Origin of the sequence: Streptomyces sp. ICC4 (assembly GCF_003287915.1) — a bacterium.
Taxonomy (GTDB): domain Bacteria; phylum Actinomycetota; class Actinomycetes; order Streptomycetales; family Streptomycetaceae; genus Streptomyces; species Streptomyces tritrimontium.
In genome coordinates, this window is record NZ_CP030286.1 from 6,959,556 (window position 1) to 6,976,280 (window position 16,725).

A 16,725-nucleotide genomic window follows, 5' to 3' on the forward strand; every position below is an offset into this window, starting at 1 on the left:
CGGCGAGCAGCGCCAGGTCCTCGTGGTTCTCGCCCGAGACCGTGCCGGGAGCCCGATCGTTGCCGGCCCGGTGCCGATCGAAGGTCTTCGGTCAAAGACGTGACCGTTCCGCTTCCGGCCGTAGCGGCAGGGCTGTCCCTCGACAGCGTGGCGCGCACGTACGGCCGGCGGAGGAGGGACGATGGGATGGCCATGAGCGCAGACGCCGGCACACGGCCCCGGCCCCGGCCCGGCAGGAGGCTGCGGCCCTACATGGCCGGAAGGAGTCCGGAGTATGGGTGCAATCGAGCCTTTGCGGGGCGATGACGACGGGGCGCGGGCTGCCGCGTCTGGGCCGGGCGGCCTGCTCGACGTGTTGGGCGTTGCGGCCGTTCTGCTCGATGCCGAAGGCAGGATCGACCTGTGGAGCCCGCAGGCCGAGGACCTGTTCGGCTACACCGCCGAGGAGGCACTCGGCGAATTCGCGGGCCGCTTGCTGATCCATGAAGATCACCTGGCGGTCGTGCTGGACATGTTCGCTCAGGTCATGGAAGGAAGGGGCAGCTGGGTCGGTACCTTCCCCATCCGGCACAAGGACGGCAGCACCCGCATGGTCGAGTTCCGCAACATGCGGCTGCTGGACTCCCAGGAGGACTACTACGCCCTGGGCCTGGCAGCGGACCAGGCGACGGTTCGGCAGGTCGAACGGGACCTGGCGCTGTCCGCCCGGCTGGTGGCCCAGTCGCCGATCGGACTGGGCGTGCTGGACACCGACCTGCGCTATGTCTCGGTCAATCCCGCGGAGGAGCGCCTCAACGGGGTGCCGGCCGCCGAGCACATTGGCCGACACGTCCACGAGGTGCTGCCCGCCGTGGACGCGTCTTTCGAAGCGGCGATGCGCGAGGTCCTGGCCACGGGCATCCCCATCGTGGACCAGTACACCGTCGGCCGTACTCCGGCCGACCCGGATCACGATCACGCCTGGTCGATCTCGTTCTACCGGCTCGAAGCCCCCAACGGAAATGTGCTGGGCGTGGCCACCTCCAGCGTGGACGTCACCGAGCGGCACCGCGCCGTCGAAGAACAACGCCACACCGCCCTCACCCTCCAGCACAGCCTGCTGCCCCACACACCACCGCGGCGGCCGGGCCTGGAAGTCGCCACTCGCTATCGGCCCGCCCAGGCCACCATGGAAATCGGCGGCGACTGGTTCGACGTGATCCCCCTGAGCGGCGACAAGACCGCCCTCGTCGTCGGCGACGTCATGGGCAGCGGAGTCGCCGCCGCAGCCACCATGGGCCAGCTGCGCACAGCCACCCGAACGCTGGCCGATCTCGATCTCGACCCCGCTCAGGTCCTGCACCACCTCGACCACGTCACCGAGGGCCTCGACACCATCGCGACCTGCGTCTATGTCGTCTACGACCCCCAAACGGCGCAGTGTCACCTCTCCCTCGCCGGGCACCTGCCGCCCGTCCTCCTCCACCCGGACGGCACCCGCGAGCTCCTCGACCTGCCCACCGGCGCGCCACTGGGCGGCTGCGGCGTTGCCTTCCACACCACCAGCCTCGCCATCGGGGCGGGCGACCAGCTCGTCCTCTACACCGATGGCCTGGTCGAGACCCGCGATGAGCCGATCGACACCCGCCTCCAAGTCCTCCTCGACGCCCTCGACGACCCACACCGCTCACTGGACGACACCTGTGACCAGCTCTTGAAAACCCTGCGCCACCCAGGAGACCACGACGACGTAGCCCTGCTCATCGCCCGAGCCACACCGACGGCAGGGCAGACTGCTTGAACGTGAATCGCCCTCAGTGGGCTGGGGAGTAGTCGGATGGCGCCGAGCCAGGTGCGGGAGTTCAGCCCATCGAGTCGATCCTGACCTGCGAGGTTGCCAGTGCCGCCCCGGGCAGCCCGGATGACCGCAACCTCCGCGATCAGCTGGGCGTGGGGGGAGACGAGGCGCAGGGCGGCCATGCAATACAGCAGCAGGCGTGCGGTGCGGCCCTGCTGGGTCGTCAGCAGGAACGGCAGCACGGGTGCGGCGGGGGCGACGGGCGTTGACACAGCGCCCTGAACGCTGCCTGGTGTCCCGCGTCATGGCGCGCGGCGGGTGATCGGGTGCCGGCTTTGGATGCAGCGGTCACCGCGATGCGCGCCGTGCTTGAGGACATCGTGGCCAGCTCGCATCAGATGGGGGAGCTGGTCCTCGAAGTCGCCCCGGCCCACCTGTCCGACGCCGCCGCCTCAGGCGTCCTGGCCACGCTGGCGACGCGATCGGTGAGCCCCTGGCCCCTGGTCTCGCGGCTCGGCGGTACGCCCTGTCCGGTGATCGCCGCGCCCTGGACGACACGGTGCTGTGAGCCATGGGATTCCAGCCGCTGCACCCCATACTCAGCCCCTCACGGCATCCATCCGGGCCCAAGTGTCTTCAACGGGCTGTAAGTGGCCCACCCCTCTCAAGGCATCGGCCTCCCTGCGATCACGGTCAGTCCCACCAGCCATCGCCGGCTTGCCAGCGCCGAACCCACTCCAGGAAGCCGAAGGCTTCCGGCCCCGGATATGGGCAGGCGCCCACGTCGCTGACCAGCCAGACCTCGCCCCGTTGGGGCCCGTTGACGACGAGTACCCAGTAGGAGAGTTCGTCGTCGGTGCCCAGCACGACGGAGCCGTTGCCGTAGACGCCGGCGACGCGCTCGTTGTGGTCTGCGGCGAGAGGCTCGCCTTCCCAGGCCCATGTCTCCTGGAGCGGGAACGGCGCGGCGGGACTTCGGTCGGCCTGGTAGGGCCAGCCCGGCGTGAGTCAGCCCAGAGGGAGCAGGCCGCCGTCCTCCGGTGGCCCGAGCGGGGACCCGTTGGTGATCTCCGCGACCAAGCTCCGGTACGGCTCCGGGAGCACAGTCCCGTTCTCGGCTTCCCACGTCGAGACCGCCTCGTATCCGAGAGCCGGCTCCCGCCACGCCGGCTCGAACGCCGAGCGCAGACACTCCAGCGCGTCCTCATCAGGACGCTGATCAGGTGATCCGATGGTCATGGCGACATGCTCGCAGAAGGGACTGACCGAGCCGCTGCGAGCGTCCATCGACGCCAGGTGGGGCCGCTTCGAGGCTCTGGCTCAACTTCTGTGGCAGGTGGCTCCAGTCCTGCGCCTGCCACACTTACGCCGCACGCGTTGCGGCATGCGACGTCGAGGGCGTAAGGAATTGATCGCGAGATGCCTCAATGGATAATTCTGGCCGTGCCTGTCAGCGGCGTGTCGGATGCCGGTCGTGACGGGCGGACCGTCGCGGAGGTCGAAGGCAGCACGGAAGAGGCGGAAGCGGCCCTCCTGCAGGCAGCGCACACATACGAGCACAGTCTCTGGAAGGTGCGCCGCCGTGAGATCTTCAGGTGCTCAAGCAGGTCCTACTTCGTTCGCCTCCACAATCGCCTCGCGTCGTACGGTTTCCTCATCCAGCTCGGTGAACTGGTCCACGACTCCGACGCGAAGCAACCGGGCCGTCCTGCCACCTGATGGATCACCGCTACAAACGTGTGAGCCGACTACTTAGTGCTGTGACCGGGATTGTTCGACGGGTTCCTCCTGGCAAAGGTTTGCGGTCACAGCATGAGGCGTGCGAGGCCGGGCGACAGAGCCGGCGGCACCCAAGGCGTCAGCAGAAACCACCGTCGAGGCCGCGCGCCACCGTCGCTCACAGGTGCGACTGTTCCGGAGCCCGACAGGGGGCGTCGCCCCGGAGGGCGGTTGAGTTGCGGCCGGAGGGCGGAATGCCCCCGGCCGGTGGTTGATCGTGCGGCGTGTAGAGGTGAGGACCGACCTGCGGGGCAAGAAGAGTGGCGCGGGGGACCGCAGCCCAACCCCGGTGACGGACGGGAGAGCCGCCGATGATCAACGACAGCTTGAGCGGCGAGGAGCTCGCGAGGGGCGTGCGTAACGACGGCACGAAGGCGGCGATCCAGTTCCTTGGAGCTGACCGCGACGGCTACTGGTTGCGCCGTCTGCTGGACGACGACGAACTCAACGCCGCGTCCGACGTCGTCCAGCTCATTGACCGGAGCGGACGGCCTCCCCAGGTGGAGTGGGACGCGCTCGAACGTCTCCTCGCGAGCAACCCGGGTGCATTCGCTGGCAGCGACGCTGCCGTGCTGTCGGTCGCCCTGTCCCTCGTCGGACCCTGAAGCGTTCCCCCACGTGAATGCCGCGCGACGGAGCGGTCAAGAGAGGCTTCGGTGACAGCAGCCTGCCCCAAATGCTTGCCCCGGGCCAGGGACGGAAGCGCAGCCCCAATTGCTATACCGGCCCCCGTCTGCCCATCGCGGGCAGCTTGGCGCAGGGCCTCGTCCTGGCCGCGTTCGGCGCGCACGTGGGAGCGGGCCGCTCGCTCGAAGGCCGTGGCCGCATGCCGCAGCTGGGTGCGGGCGTGGGCGGCGGAGGTCTTGGCGAGGGCGTCGAGGACTTCGCCGGCGGCGGCGGGCTGGGCGGCCACGGTTCCGTCATCACCGTGATCGATGAGGAGCACCGCCTGCCAGTGAGCCCCCGTCGCGCCGCCACGATCGGATGCGGGACGGCCGGCCGCCGGCCGTCCTCCACCTCGTCCAGCCCGTCGACGGCGGGGTCGCACGCGTCGTCGTCGACCTCGTCCGGGCCCAGTCCGCCGCCGGTCTGCGGACCGTCGTCGGCTGCCCGCGCGGCGGGCAGCTCGCCGACGCGGCCCGCGCCGCCGGCGCCGAGGTGCTCACCTGGCGCGCCGGACGGGCCCCCGGACCGGGGCTGGCCGCCGAAGTGCTGGGCGCGCGCCGCCTGGTCGACCGGGTCCGGCCCGACATCCTGCACGCCCACAGCGCCAAGGCCGGGCTGGCCGGGCGGCTCGCCGTGCGCGGCGCCGTCCCCACCGTCTTCCAGCCGCACGCCTGGTCGTTCGACGCCGTCGGCGGGGCCACCGCCGCGCTCGCCCTGCGCTGGGAGCGCTTCGGGGCCCGTTGGGCCGACCGGGTGCTCTGCGTCAGCGAGGCCGAACGACGCACCGGCGAGTCCGAGGGGATCGCCGCCCGCTGGGCGGTGATCCGCAACGGCGTCGACCTCGACCACTTCCGCCCCGGCGGCCCGGACCCCGCGCGGGACAAGGCCCGAGCACGCGCCGAACTGCCGCTGCCCGCAGGCTTCGCGGGCGACGGGCCGCTCGCCGTCTGCGTGGGCCGGCTCTGCCAGCAGAAGGGGCAGGACATCCTGCTGCGGGCTTGGCCGGAGCTGCTCGGAGCCGTCCCCGGCGCCCGCCTCGCGCTCGTCGGAGACGGCCCCGACACCGAACGGCTGCGCCGCACGGCCCCGCCCGGAGTGCACTTCGCCGGGCCCGCCTCCGACATCCGACCGTGGCTTCGGGCCGCCGATCTCGTTGTACTGCCGTCGCGGTGGGAAGGCATGGCGCTCGCCCCGCTCGAAGCCATGGCCTGTGGCCGCCCGGTCCTGGTCTCCGACGTCAGCGGTGCCAGGGAGAGCCTGCCGCCCGGCCAGGGACGGCTGTGCCTGGTGGAGCCCGAGGACCCGACGGCGCTGGCCAAGGCCCTGGGACGGCTGCTCGCCGAGCCGCGGCTGCTCGCCGAACTCGGAGAGCAGGCCCAACGGCACGCACGGATGGACTTCGACGTGCGGCGGACCACGGACGCGGTCACCGGTCTGTACCACGAACTGCTGGGCAGGCCACGACCCTTGAACCAGGAGCGCATCAGCCGATGACGATGGACAGCGCACCCGCCCGGCACACCGGGCAGGGCGGTACGGGGCCCGCCGGCGGCAGTACCGGCACCACCGGCACGAGTACGGCCCCCGCCGGTACCGGCACCACCTCCCGCCGCCGCTCCGTGACCGCCATCCACCCGCCCCGCGGGCCCAAGGCCGACCAGGCCCGCCCGGCCGCCCGGCCGCACCGGGTCCGCCGCCGGGACGGGGTTGCCGCGCTGCTGGGCGCCGACGCGCTGGCCGTCGTCGTGACGACCGCCGCCGTGCCCGGACTGGAGCCGGCCCTTTGGGCGGCCGCGCCCCTGGCCCTGCTCCTCGCCGGGCTGCACGCCCAGGCCGGGCTGTACCGGCCGCGGCTCGCCCCCTCCGCGCTCCTCGAACTGCCCGCGCTGGCCGGGCGGGCCGCCGTCCTGTGGTGCGGGGCCGCCGCCGTCACGGCGGCCGTCGCCCCGCACACACCCCTGAGCTGGGGAGTCCTGCTCAGCGCCGTCGTCCTGCAGGTCGCCCTGGCCTGCGCCGGGCGCGGGTTCGTCAACCAGGTCCGCCGCCGCACCCGCGCCCGCCGGCCCGCCTCCGCGCTCGTCGTCGGACCCGGCGCCGGAGCGAGCGCCGTGGCCGCCGCCCTGCACGGGCGCCCCGAGTACGGGCTGCGCCCCGTCGGGCTCGCCGACCCCGCCGTACGGTCCTCCGGAGCGGACGCGGCCGCGGGGGTGCCCGTACTCGCCACCCACGAGGACATCCGGCGGGCCGTCATCCAGAACTCGGTCCGGCACGCGGTCTTCACCCGCCCGCCCGAGGCCGACGAGCGCACCGCCTCCCTGGTCCGGCTCTTCCACGACCACGGGTGCCGGCTCTGGCTCGCCGACCCGGCGGGCACCGCCAAGGTCACCGGCATGCGCGTCGCCGAGCCCGCCGACCAGCTGTGGGGCTACGCCGTCCAGCCGCTGCTGCCGCGCCCGGCCCGCCCGCTGGAGCGGTACGCCAAGCGCGCCATCGACTCCCTGCTCGCCTCGCTCGCCCTGCTCGCCGCGGCGCCCGTGATGGGCGCCTGCGCGCTGGTGGTACGGCTCTCGGACGGGCCGGGGGTGATCTTCCGGCAGGAGCGGGTCGGCCTGTACGGGCGCCCCTTCACCCTGCTGAAGTTCCGCACCCTGCGGGCCGACGCCCACGAGTCCGCCACCCGGTGGACGGTGGCCGGCGACTGCCGGATGAGCCCGGTCGGCTCCTTCCTGCGCAAGTCCTCCCTGGATGAGCTGCCGCAGCTGTGGAACGTCGTACGGGGTGACATGAGCCTGGTCGGTCCGCGCCCCGAACGGCCCTTCTTCGTCGCCAAGTTCAGCAGCGTCCACCCCGGGTACGAGGCCCGCCACCGGATGCCGGTGGGCATCACCGGCCTCGCCCAGATCAACGGCCTGCGCGGGGACACCTCCATCGAGGACCGGGCCCGCTTCGACAACCACTACATCGACACCTGGTCGCTGTGGCAGGACCTGTGGATCCTGGCCCGCACCGCGGCCTCGTTCTTCCGCTTCCGGTTGGGGGGCAGCTGAGCATGAGCCTTGCCGCACCGACGTCACCGACGTCATGGTCCTGCCCGGACCCCGCCGAACTGCTGCGCCGGCACTGGCCGCTGCTGCCGCTCGCCGCGACCGTACTGGCCCTCCTCGCCCCGCTTCCGGCGGGTGACGCGACCGCCTCCGGGAAGGTCGGCCCCGCCGACGCCGCGTCCCTGCTCCTCGTCCTCGTCTGCGGGATCCAGGCCCTGCGGGGCCGGGTGCGGCAGCTGAGCCCGCTGGGGGTGCTCGCGCTGGGCCTGCCCGCCGTCGGGCTCGCCGTCGCGACGGTGACCGCCGGCGACCCGTACGCGGCCCTGCCCGGGTTCGTGCGCTACCTCCAGGTGTTCGTGCTGGTCCCGGCGGCGATCGTGCTGCTGGTGCGCGACGCCGGGGAGTTCCGGCTCGCCGCCGGCTGCTTCGTGGTGCTGGCGCTGGTCCAGGGCGCGGTGGGCGTGGTGCAGTTCGCCACCCACACCGGAGCCTCGTACCAGGGCGAGGACATCCGCGCCGTGGGCACCTTCGGCCCCGGCGACGTCATGGGCATGGCCACGGTCGTCGCCTACGGGCTGGTCGTCGCCACGGCCGGGGCGTTCGCGCCGGGACTGCCGGCGCGGGTCCGGCGGTTCTCGGGCGCGGCGGCCCTGGCCCTGGTCGTCCCGCTGGTGCTGTCCTTCAGCCGCGGCGCCTGGATCGCGACCTTCTGCGGCGCCGGACTGGTCATGGCGCTGGCCGGGATCAGGCGGGCGCTGAAGGTGCTCGTCGCCCTGGCCGCCGTGGGAGTGGTGCTGGTGGGCGGGCTCGGCGTCGGCTCCGCGATGGTCGCGGAGCGGCTGACCTCGATCACCCAGGTCTCGGACGCCCCCGACCAGTCGGTCACCGACCGCTACACGATGTGGGCCGCCGCCGGGTCGATGTGGCGCGAGCGGCCCGCGGTGGGGGTGGGGCTCAAGGGCTTCCCGGCCAACCGGGACTCGCACTCCGGGCTGGCCCTGTCCTCGGGCAGCGACACCGCCGGCGCGGGCCAGGCGTACATCCGGCAGCCGCTGCTCTCCCCGCACAACATGTACCTGCTGGTGCTCAGCGAGCAGGGGCTGATCGGGCTGATCGCGCTGGCGGGCGGCTGGCTCGCCCTGCTGGTGGCGGGCCTGCGCAGGTGCCTGGTCGGCGGGCCCGCGCTGCGGGACTGCGGACTCGTCGCCGTCGGGCTGTTCGTGTGGCAACTCACCGACTTCCTCTACGCGGACATCGGCGGCCCGTCGACCGTCCTGACCGGGGTGATCATCGGCCTGGCCGCCTGGTGGGCGCTGCCCTCCGGCGCCGGTCCGAAGCCCGCGACCGGGGCGGCCTCCCCTGAGGGTGCGGCCGCCCGGTGACGGATACCACGCCCTGGCGGCGGCCCGCAGCCGCGGCGACCGAGGTCGCCGCGGCTGCGGGCCGTCCGCCGCACCCGGCCGTCCCGCCCGCGGCGCCCGGCGCCGCCGGTGACGGCGCGGCGCCGGCCGACCCGCCCGTGGCCGTGCCCGCCGGGCCGCCGTCGGCCGGGCGCGGCGCGGCCCACGTCGGCATCCCGGGCCCCGCGGGCGACGGCGGATCGGTCCGCGTGGTGGCCACCGGGCGCACCCGCCCCCGCCGGGACCGCGCCGCCGCGGACCCCGAGCAGGGGCCCGTGCGGACCGGGCCCCGCGGCTCCGGCCGGGCGGCCCCGGCCGACGGGGCCCGCTCGTCGAGCGGTAGCGCACTGGCCAAGGCGGCCGCCGTGACCGCCGGGCTGACCGCCGCCGGGGCCGTCTTCGGGCTGGTCCGGGACCAGACCATCGCGCACCTCTTCGGCGCCGGCCACGACAGCGACGCCTTCCTCATCGCCTGGACCGTCCCCGAGATGGCCTCGACGCTGCTCATCGAGGACGCCATGGCGCTGCTGATGGTGCCCGCGTTCAGCCACGCCCTGGCCCGCCGGGCCGCCAGCAGGGCCGGGCTCACCCGCAAGGAGGCCCGCGCGCAGGATCCCGTACGCCTGCTCGTGGGGGCGACGCTGCCCCGGCTCCTCGTGCTCCTGGCCGCCGTGGCGTCCGTGCTCATCGTCGCCGCCCCGCTCGTCGTGGGCGTCCTGGCGCCCGGGCTGCCGGACCCGGGACTCGCCGTCGAATGCACCCGGATGACCGCCCTGACCGTGCTGTCCTTCGGGATCGCCGGCTACTTCAGCGCCGCGCTCAGGGCGCACCGCTCCTTCGTGCCGCCCGCCGCCATCTACGTGTCGTACAACGTGGGGATCATCGGGACCATGGTGGCCCTGCACGCCCTGTGGGGAGTGCGCGCCGCCGCCGCCGGGGTCGCCATCGGCGGGATGCTGATGGCCCTGGTCCAACTGCCCGCCTTCATCCGCAACGTCGGCTTCGGACCGCCCCGCGCAAAGGGCGCCCCGCGCTTCCAGCGCGACCGGGACCGGCCGACCCTGATCGCCTTCGGGGTGATCGCCCCGGTCATCTTCTTCGCCGTCTTCCGCCAGTCGCAGGTCCTGGTCGAGCGGTTCCTCGCCGCCTCGCTGCCGTCCGGCGCCATCTCGCACCTGAACTACGCGCAAAAAGTCGCCCAGATGCCGATGGTGCTGTCCCTGATGATCTGCACCGTCACCTTCCCCGTCGTCGCCCAGGCCATGGCCGGCGGGGAGCGGGAGAAGGCCCGGCGGCGCGTGGAGCAGGACCTCGCACTCGCCTCCCTCGCCGTCCTCATGGGCACCGCGCTCGTCATCGGATACGCGCCCCAGATCATCCAAGTGCTCTTCGAGCGCGGGGCGTTCACCCATCAGGACACCGAGGCCACGGCCTCCGTCATGCGGGTCTACGGCCTCGGCCTGCTCGGCCACTGCCTCGTCGGGGCATTGTCCCGGCCCTTCTTCTCGACCGCCCGGCCCACCTGGTTCCCGGCGCTCGCGATGGGTGCCGGGCTCCTCGTCAACATCGTGGCCGGAGCCTTCGCCGTCGGCTGGTGGGGAACCTACGGGATTGCCGCGGCCAACGCCGCCGGCATCTCCACCACCGCCGCGCTGCTGCTCACCGGACTCGGCTCGCGCATCATCGCCATCCAGGTCCGGCGGGTCGCCGTCAGCATCGGCCGGCTCTCCGTCGCCGCCGTCGCCGCCTGCGCCACCGGCTGGATCGCCGGGCCGATGGTCCCCGACCCGCTCGTCAGCGCCGCCCTCGGCTGCCTGCTCGTCCCGGCCATGTTCGGCGCCACCGGCATGGCCATACGGGCCCTGGAGGTCATCGCCCTGCCCGGCCAGATCGCCCAGCTCACCGCTCACCTCACCTCCCAGCTCACCCAGAGGTTCCGCAATGTCCGCTGACACCGAAACGGCGCCCCCCGCCGCGGTGCTCCCCGCTCGCCGGACCGCATCGCCGTGGGTCCTGATGTACCACTCCGTCGCCGAGTTCACCGACCCCGCCGAGGACCCGTACGGCATCACCGTCACCCCGCACGCCCTGGAGGCGCAGCTGCTGTGGCTGCGCTCCCGGGGCCTGCGCGGAGTGTCCGTCGGCGAGCTGCTGCGGGCCCGCGCCGCCGGGCGCGGCGCCGGACTGGTCGGCCTGACCTTCGACGACGGCTACAGCGACTTCCTGACCCGCGCGCTGCCGCTGCTGCTCCGCCACGACTGCACCGCCACGCTGTTCGTCCTGCCCGGGCGGCTCGGCGTCGACAACGTCTGGGACCCGCTCGGACCCCGCAAGGCCCTGCTCACCGCCGAGGGGATCCGCGAAGTCGCCGCCGCCGGACAGGAGATCGGCTCGCACGGGCTGCTGCACCAGGACCTCACCGCGGCCACCGACGACGTGCTGCGGCAGGAGCTGCGCGGCAGCCGCGAGCTGATCCGGGAGCTGACCGGGACGCTGCCCGCCGGATTCTGCTACCCCTACGGGCACATCGACGCCCGGGTCGTCGCCGCGACGCGGGACGCCGGATACGGCTACGCCTGCGCCATCGACCCCGGGCCCCTCGCCGGGCCGCACGCGATGCCCCGTACGCACATCAGCCAGGCCGACGGCGGGCCGCGGCTGCGGATCAAGCAGGTGCGCCACCAGGTGCGGGAGCTGCGCCGGGCGGTGCACCTGTGAGCCCGGACAAGGTGCTGCACGTCATCACGGGACTGGGCGTCGGCGGCGCCGAGCAGCAACTGCGGCTGCTGCTGCGCCACATGCCGATGCGCTGCGACGTCCTGACGCTCACCAACCCCGGGCCGGTGGCCGAGGGACTGCGGGCGGACGGGGTCCGGGTCGTGCACCTGGGGATGCGCGGCAACCGCGACCTGGGGGCGCTGCCCAGGATGGTCACCTTCATCCGGCGCGGCCGGTACGACCTGGTCCACACGCACCTGTACCGGGCCTGCGTGTACGGGCGCCTCGCGGCCCGGATCGCCGGGGTCGGCGCGAGCGTGGCCACCGAACACTCCCTGGGGGAGGGCGAGATCGAGGGCCGGCCGCTGACCGGCGGGGTGCGCGCGCTGTACCTGGCGAGCGAACGGCTCGGCGCCGCGACGGTGGCCGTCTCGGACACGGTGGCGGCCCGGCTGGAGGCCTGGGGCGTGCCGGCCGGGCGGGTGCACGTGGTGCCGAACGGGATCGAGGCCGTGCGGTTCCGCTTCGACGAGGGCGTACGGCGGGCCACGCGAGCCCGGACCGGGCTGCCCGAGCGGGCCTTCGTCGTCGGCGGTGTCGGGCGGCTCGTGCCGGGCAAGCGGTTCGACGCGCTCGTGCGGGCGGTGGCGGCCCTGCCGGGGGCGCACCTGCTGCTGGCCGGGGACGGCCCGGAGCGCGCCTCGCTGCGGCTGCTCGCCGCGGAGCTGGGCGCGCAGAGCCGGATCCACCTGCTGGGGGAGCGGGACCCGCTGGGCGACAGCGCGGACGGGCGGACCCCCGGGATCCCGGCGCTGCTCGCCGCGATGGACGTCTTCGTCTCGCCCTCGCGGGAGGAGGCGTTCGGGCTGGCGGTGGTCGAGGCGCTCGCCGCCGGGCTGCCGGTGCTGCACGTGACCTGCCCGGCGATCGACGACCTGCCGCCGAGCCAGGCGCCGGGGGCGCGGCGGATCGGCACGGGCGCGGAGGAGCTGGTCGCCGCACTGCGCGGGCACATGGAGGCGGGCGCGATGCGGCTGCCGCCGCCGGGGGTGGTGCGGCGCTACGACATCGCGCGCAGCGCGGGGCAACTGCTGTCGGTCTACGACCAGGCCCTGACCACGGCTCCGGGCCGGGCCTGGGGCCACGTCCCCGCCCCGGCGGGGTCCCGCTCCGGGGTGGGGACCACTCGCCCGGGCACGGCGCCGCTGCCGGAGGCCGGCCCCCGGACCCCCGCGCCTCAAACTCCGGCGGGGCTGGATGTGCCCGCCGCCGGGAGGGAATCCCGGGTGGGGCCGCAGGCGGCGGCGGGCGCCGTGGGGCGGGCCGGCGACGGCTCGCCGGAGCCCGCCCGGGGCGGAGAGAACGGCTGATCCGAGTCCCGCAGGGGGTCCCCCGGGGACCCGAACCAACCTCCCGTCACCAGGAAAGAGGCACGCACATGGCTGACACCGCCGACCAGAAGAAGTCCACCCACCGTCGCCGGGTCCGGCTGCTGCCGCCCCCCGCGTGGTGGCCGCTGCCGGCCGCGGCCCTGCTGGGGCTGGCCGCGGGCGGGGCGTACGGGGTGCTCAAGGCCCCCGAGTACGCCGCCACCAGCTACGTCGTCGCGGTTCCCGACGACACCACCGAGCCGGCCACCGCGCTGGGCTTCGCCCAGGCCTACGCCCGCATCGCCACCAGCAGCTCCACCCTCGCGTACGCCCAGCCCCGCGCGGGCGTCGGCGTACAGCAGCTGCGCACGCAGGTCCGCGCCGAGACCTCCCCCGAGTCCCCGATGATCGCCATCACCGGGACGGCGAAGAGCGCGGGCGAGGCCGCCGACATCGCGAACGCGGTGGCCGACGCCCTGTCGCTGAGCAGCAACCAGGCCGCCAAGAACACCGGCGTGCAGCTGCTCCTCTTCAACCAGGCCGTCGCGCCCTCCGAGCCGGCCTCGGCCTCGCCCACCCTCAGCGGGGCGGTCGGCCTGTGCGCCGGCGGACTCCTGGGCGGCCTGTGGATGCTCGCCCGGCCCGCGCGCCGCAAGGACGGGCGCGAGGGCGGCGCCGAGGACTCCGGCGCCGTCACCGCCCCGGAGTTCGCCTCGCTTCCCGCGCAGGGCGACCACAGCGAGACCAAGGAGAAGGAGTCCGTGCGATGACGTCGGGCTCCGTCGGGCCCCTGTCGGTGACGCTGTGCCGCGACCCCCGGCAGTTCGCCGCGCTGGAGGAGCCGTGGAACCGGCTCGTCCGCGGCTGTCCCACCGCCACTCCGTTCCAGAGCCACGCCTGGCTGCACTCCTGGTGGCTGTCCTACGGCAAGGACGGCCGGCTGCGGATCGTCCTCGTACGGCGCGGGGAGGAACTGGTCGGCGCCGCCGCGCTGATGCTCGTACACCGGCCGCTGCCGCTCCTCGTACCGATCGGTGGGGGCATCACCGACTACTTCGACGTGCTGGTCGCGGCCGGCCAGGCCGAACAGGTCGTCCCGGCGCTGGCCCGCGGCCTGCACCGGGCCGCCCGCGGCGCGGTCGTCGACCTGCGCGAGGTGCGGCCCGGCGCCGCGGCCGAGGCGGTGTACGAGGCGTGGCCCGGGATCGGCAGCAAGTTGACCGACTCCACCTGCATGGAGCTGCCCGTGCTGCCGTTCGACGAGCTGGTCAAACGGATGCCGGCCTCGGGCGCGCAGCGGGTGCGGGCCAAGCTCCGCAAGACGGACGCGGCCGGCATCGAGGAGCACGAGGTCACCGAGCAGGAAGTGCCGCGCGCGGTACGGACCCTGCTGCGGCTGCACGAGAAGCAGTGGCGCGGCCGCGGGGTGACCCCCGAGCACCTCAAGCCGCGCTTCGCCGAGCACCTGACCCGGGCCACCCGGCGGATGGTGCGCGCCGGGGAGGGCCGGCTGGCCGAGTTCCGGCTCGACGGGAAGGTGGTCGCGGCCAACCTCACGCTGTTGTCGGGCGCGCTCAGCGGCGGCTACCTCTACGGGGCCGATCCGGACCTGCGCGACCGGAAGGTCGACGTGGCGACGCTGCTGCTGCGCTACGAGACCGGCCGCGCGCTCGCCGAGGGCCGCCCGGTGGTGAGCTTCCTGCGCGGCAACGAGCCGTACAAGAACCACTGGCGGCCGGAGACGGTGGTCAACCAGCGCTTCCTGATGGCCACCTCCGCGCTCGCGCCCCTGCTGCGACTGCACGAGTCGCAGGTGGCGGGGCGCGAGCGGGCGGTGGACGTACTGCGGGAGGCGCTGCCGGCCGCCAGGGACTGGCGGGCGCGGCTCAACGAACTGCGGGTCCGATGACCCGACCGACCCGCCTAGAAGGGCCAGAAGCCGGTTTCCCGGCCCCAGTCGACCTTGACGCAGACCGACTGCTTGCCGACCAGCTTGGAGAGCCACTCGCCGAAGTTGAGCGGCACGCACCACTGCGTGCTGTTGACGGGCGCCGGGGTGGCCCGGATCCCGTTCCTGTTGCACTGGCTGGGCGGCAAGGGGGTCCGGGTCGGCCCGACGACCCCCCCGCGCCGTTCAGCAGGCGCAGGAGATGCCCGAGCGCGGGGCGGTCAGGTCGTCGACCCGGCGCTGGTCGGGGCCCTGGGCGGTGTCGAAGGCGAAGCCCTCGCGGACCCAGTACTCGAAACCGCCGAGCATCTCCTTCACCTGGTAGCCGAGCCGGGCGAAGGCGAGTGCGGCGCGGGTGGCGCCGTTGCAGCCGGGGCCCCAGCAGTACGTGACCACGGTCGCGGCGGGGTCGATCAGGGACGGGGCCAGCTCGGCGATCCGGGCGGTCGGGATGTGCAGTGCGCCGGGGATGCGGCCCTGGTTCCAGCCCTCCTCGCTGCGGGAGTCGACCACGACGATGCCGGGGACGCCAGCGAGGAGGTCGGCGCGGACGTCGGACACGTCGGCCTCGAAGGCGAGCCGGGCGGCGTAGTGGGCGGCCGCCTCGGCCGGGGCTGCGGCGGGGACGGACAGGACGGCGCTGGCGGAGGCGGCGGAGGCGGTGGTCGTGAGGGTGTTCGCGGGGGCGGCGGCGAGGATGGCGGACATCGGCGTACTCCTTGTGCGGGGCGGGTCTGAAGCACCGGCCGGGTGGTTTCCCTTGCGGCGATGACTCCATCCTCGGTCGCGCGCCCGCACGCTTCGAGTGGCGTGAACGCCTTGGTTCGTCAAGATCCCGCCAGCGCCGGAGATCGCCCCCGCCCGGAGTCAGGGACGCGGAACGGGCCGCACGAACGCCTTCCGGTACGCCGTCGGAGTCGTGCGCATCTGCCGGGTGAAGTGGTGCCGGTAGGTCGCCGCCGAGTCGAAGCCGACGGCGGCGGCCACCTCGTCCACCGTGCCCTCGCCCGACTCCAACAGCACGAGGCTCGCGGAGATCCGCTGGGAGACGACCCAGCGCATCGGGCTCACGCCGTTGCGGCGGGTGAAGTGGCGCAGGAAGGACCGCTCGGACATGCGGGCCTCGCGGGCCAGGGCCGGGACCGAGAGCGGGCCGTAAAGGCGCCGCATGGCCCAGGCCATGCTCTGGGCGATGCCGTCGTCCGCCGCGTCGGGGCCGATCTCGCCGACCGCGGCCTCGATGAACTGCGCCTGCCCGCCCTCACGGTGGGGCGGTACGACGAAGCGGCGGGCGACGGTGTTGGCGACGGCGGCACCGTGGTCGCCGCGCACCAGGTAGAGGCAGAGGTCGATGCCGGCGGCGCTGCCCGCGCTGGTCAGCACGTCGCCGTTGTCCACGTAGAGGACGTCCGCGTCGACCTCGATCTCGGGGTGCCGCTCGGCGAGCGTACGGGCGTAGCGCCAGTGGGTGGTGGCGCGGCGGCCGTCGAGCAGGCCGGTCGCGGCGAGCGCGAAGGCTCCCGAGCAGATGGAGACCAGGCGCGCGCCCCGGGCGTGGGCCCGCAGCAGGGCCTCGACGAGCTCCGCGGGTATCGCGGCGCCCGCCGAGGAGACCCCGGGAACGATCACGGTGTCGGCGGCCGCGAGCACGTCGAGGCCGTGCTCTGCGCGGAGGGTGAAGCCGCCGACCGCGCGCAGGTCGCGGCCCGGCTCCGCCGAGCAGACCCGCAGGTCGTACCAGGGGATGTCGCCCAGCTCGGGCCGGGCGAGCCCGAAGACCTCGACCACCACGCCCAGTTCGAAGGGGGCCATGCCGTCGAAGGCGAGGACCGCCACCACATGGGCGGGGGCCGGCTTCTTGATCTCGACGGCCACGGCGGTCGCGGAGGCCACCGCGGTCGCGGGGGGCGCGGAGGACACGGAGGGCACGGGAGTCATACCGCCACCTTAATGACCGTGCCCCACCTCGACGCCCGCGCGCGGGATGGTCGGATCCCACCCCGGCCACGTAAGGTCTCTTTCG

16 protein-coding genes and 1 pseudogene are annotated in these 16,725 nt (G+C 74.0%); 11 read left to right on the forward strand and 6 right to left on the reverse strand.

Going from position 1 to position 16,725, the window contains the following annotated elements; translation table 11 throughout:
- Positions 1-274: 274 nt before the first annotated feature.
- The gene (locus DRB89_RS32655; protein WP_112449587.1) at positions 275-1,780 is read left to right on the forward strand and encodes a SpoIIE family protein phosphatase; all 1,506 of its coding nucleotides are present in this window, start codon (positions 275-277) and stop codon (positions 1,778-1,780) included.
- A 690-nt stretch (positions 1,781-2,470) separates the two neighbouring features.
- Here DRB89_RS32655 and DRB89_RS43295 read toward each other — a convergent pair.
- Entirely contained in the window at positions 2,471-2,644 is a 174-nt protein-coding gene (locus DRB89_RS43295) for a hypothetical protein (protein ID WP_162688819.1), read from the reverse strand.
- A 141-nt stretch (positions 2,645-2,785) separates the two neighbouring features.
- The gene (locus DRB89_RS32665; RefSeq protein ID WP_162688820.1) at positions 2,786-3,016 is read right to left on the reverse strand and encodes a hypothetical protein; all 231 of its coding nucleotides are present in this window, start codon (positions 3,014-3,016) and stop codon (positions 2,786-2,788) included.
- Between the two features lie 204 nt (positions 3,017-3,220).
- On the opposite strand from DRB89_RS32665, the gene DRB89_RS32670 reads away from it, so the two are divergent.
- Complete coding sequence (locus DRB89_RS32670; RefSeq protein ID WP_162688821.1) at positions 3,221-3,496, forward strand: hypothetical protein; 276 nt, start codon at positions 3,221-3,223, stop codon at positions 3,494-3,496.
- Positions 3,497-3,867: 371 nt separating this feature from the next.
- Positions 3,868-4,161, forward strand: a complete 294-nt coding sequence (locus DRB89_RS32675; protein ID WP_112449591.1) for a hypothetical protein — start codon at positions 3,868-3,870, stop codon at positions 4,159-4,161.
- Positions 4,162-4,295: 134 nt separating this feature from the next.
- On the opposite strand, the pseudogene DRB89_RS45170 reads toward DRB89_RS32675, so the two are convergent.
- Positions 4,296-4,526: pseudogene (locus DRB89_RS45170) on the reverse strand (mobilization protein); the annotation flags it as partial.
- Between the two features lie 14 nt (positions 4,527-4,540).
- Here DRB89_RS45170 and DRB89_RS32685 point away from each other — a divergent pair.
- The 8 genes from DRB89_RS32685 to DRB89_RS32720 all read left to right on the forward strand — a co-directional run bounded on the left by DRB89_RS32685 (position 4,541) and on the right by DRB89_RS32720 (position 14,663).
- Positions 4,541-5,716 carry a glycosyltransferase gene (locus DRB89_RS32685; protein ID WP_112463527.1) on the forward strand — a complete coding sequence of 392 codons (1,176 nt, stop codon included), beginning with the start codon at positions 4,541-4,543 and terminating at the stop codon, positions 5,714-5,716.
- Positions 5,717-5,718: 2 nt separating this feature from the next.
- Positions 5,719-7,269, forward strand: a complete 1,551-nt coding sequence (locus DRB89_RS32690; protein ID WP_112463528.1) for an exopolysaccharide biosynthesis polyprenyl glycosylphosphotransferase — start codon at positions 5,719-5,721, stop codon at positions 7,267-7,269.
- 2 nt (positions 7,270-7,271) lie between these two features.
- Positions 7,272-8,648: an O-antigen ligase family protein gene (locus DRB89_RS32695; protein WP_112451353.1), complete on the forward strand. Its 1,377-nt coding sequence runs from the start codon at positions 7,272-7,274 to the stop codon at positions 8,646-8,648.
- Entirely contained in the window at positions 8,645-10,618 is a 1,974-nt protein-coding gene (locus tag DRB89_RS32700; RefSeq protein ID WP_239516443.1) for a lipid II flippase MurJ, read from the forward strand. The genes DRB89_RS32695 and DRB89_RS32700 overlap by 4 nt, the downstream gene beginning before the upstream one ends.
- The gene (locus DRB89_RS32705) at positions 10,608-11,384 is read left to right on the forward strand and encodes a polysaccharide deacetylase family protein (protein ID WP_112451352.1); all 777 of its coding nucleotides are present in this window, start codon (positions 10,608-10,610) and stop codon (positions 11,382-11,384) included. The genes DRB89_RS32700 and DRB89_RS32705 overlap by 11 nt, the downstream gene beginning before the upstream one ends.
- The gene (locus DRB89_RS32710; protein WP_112451351.1) at positions 11,381-12,754 is read left to right on the forward strand and encodes a glycosyltransferase; all 1,374 of its coding nucleotides are present in this window, start codon (positions 11,381-11,383) and stop codon (positions 12,752-12,754) included. Before DRB89_RS32705 ends, DRB89_RS32710 begins: the two co-directional genes overlap by 4 nt.
- Before the next feature lie 68 nt (positions 12,755-12,822).
- On the forward strand, positions 12,823-13,524 hold the full coding sequence (locus tag DRB89_RS32715) for a lipopolysaccharide biosynthesis protein (protein WP_112451350.1): 702 nt from the start codon (positions 12,823-12,825) through the stop codon (positions 13,522-13,524).
- The gene (locus DRB89_RS32720) at positions 13,521-14,663 is read left to right on the forward strand and encodes a GNAT family N-acetyltransferase (RefSeq protein ID WP_112451349.1); all 1,143 of its coding nucleotides are present in this window, start codon (positions 13,521-13,523) and stop codon (positions 14,661-14,663) included. The genes DRB89_RS32715 and DRB89_RS32720 overlap by 4 nt, the downstream gene beginning before the upstream one ends.
- 14 nt (positions 14,664-14,677) lie before the next feature.
- Here DRB89_RS32720 and DRB89_RS43300 read toward each other — a convergent pair whose 3' ends face one another.
- The 3 genes from DRB89_RS43300 to DRB89_RS32730 form a co-directional block, all read right to left on the reverse strand.
- Positions 14,678-14,851, reverse strand: a complete 174-nt coding sequence (locus DRB89_RS43300) for a hypothetical protein (RefSeq protein ID WP_162688822.1) — start codon at positions 14,849-14,851, stop codon at positions 14,678-14,680.
- Positions 14,852-14,888: 37 nt separating this feature from the next.
- Entirely contained in the window at positions 14,889-15,410 is a 522-nt protein-coding gene (locus DRB89_RS32725; protein WP_112463529.1) for a rhodanese-like domain-containing protein, read from the reverse strand.
- A gap of 159 nt (positions 15,411-15,569) precedes the next feature.
- Positions 15,570-16,640: a helix-turn-helix domain-containing protein gene (locus DRB89_RS32730; protein WP_112451889.1), complete on the reverse strand. Its 1,071-nt coding sequence runs from the start codon at positions 16,638-16,640 to the stop codon at positions 15,570-15,572.
- Positions 16,641-16,725: the final 85 nt, after the last annotated feature.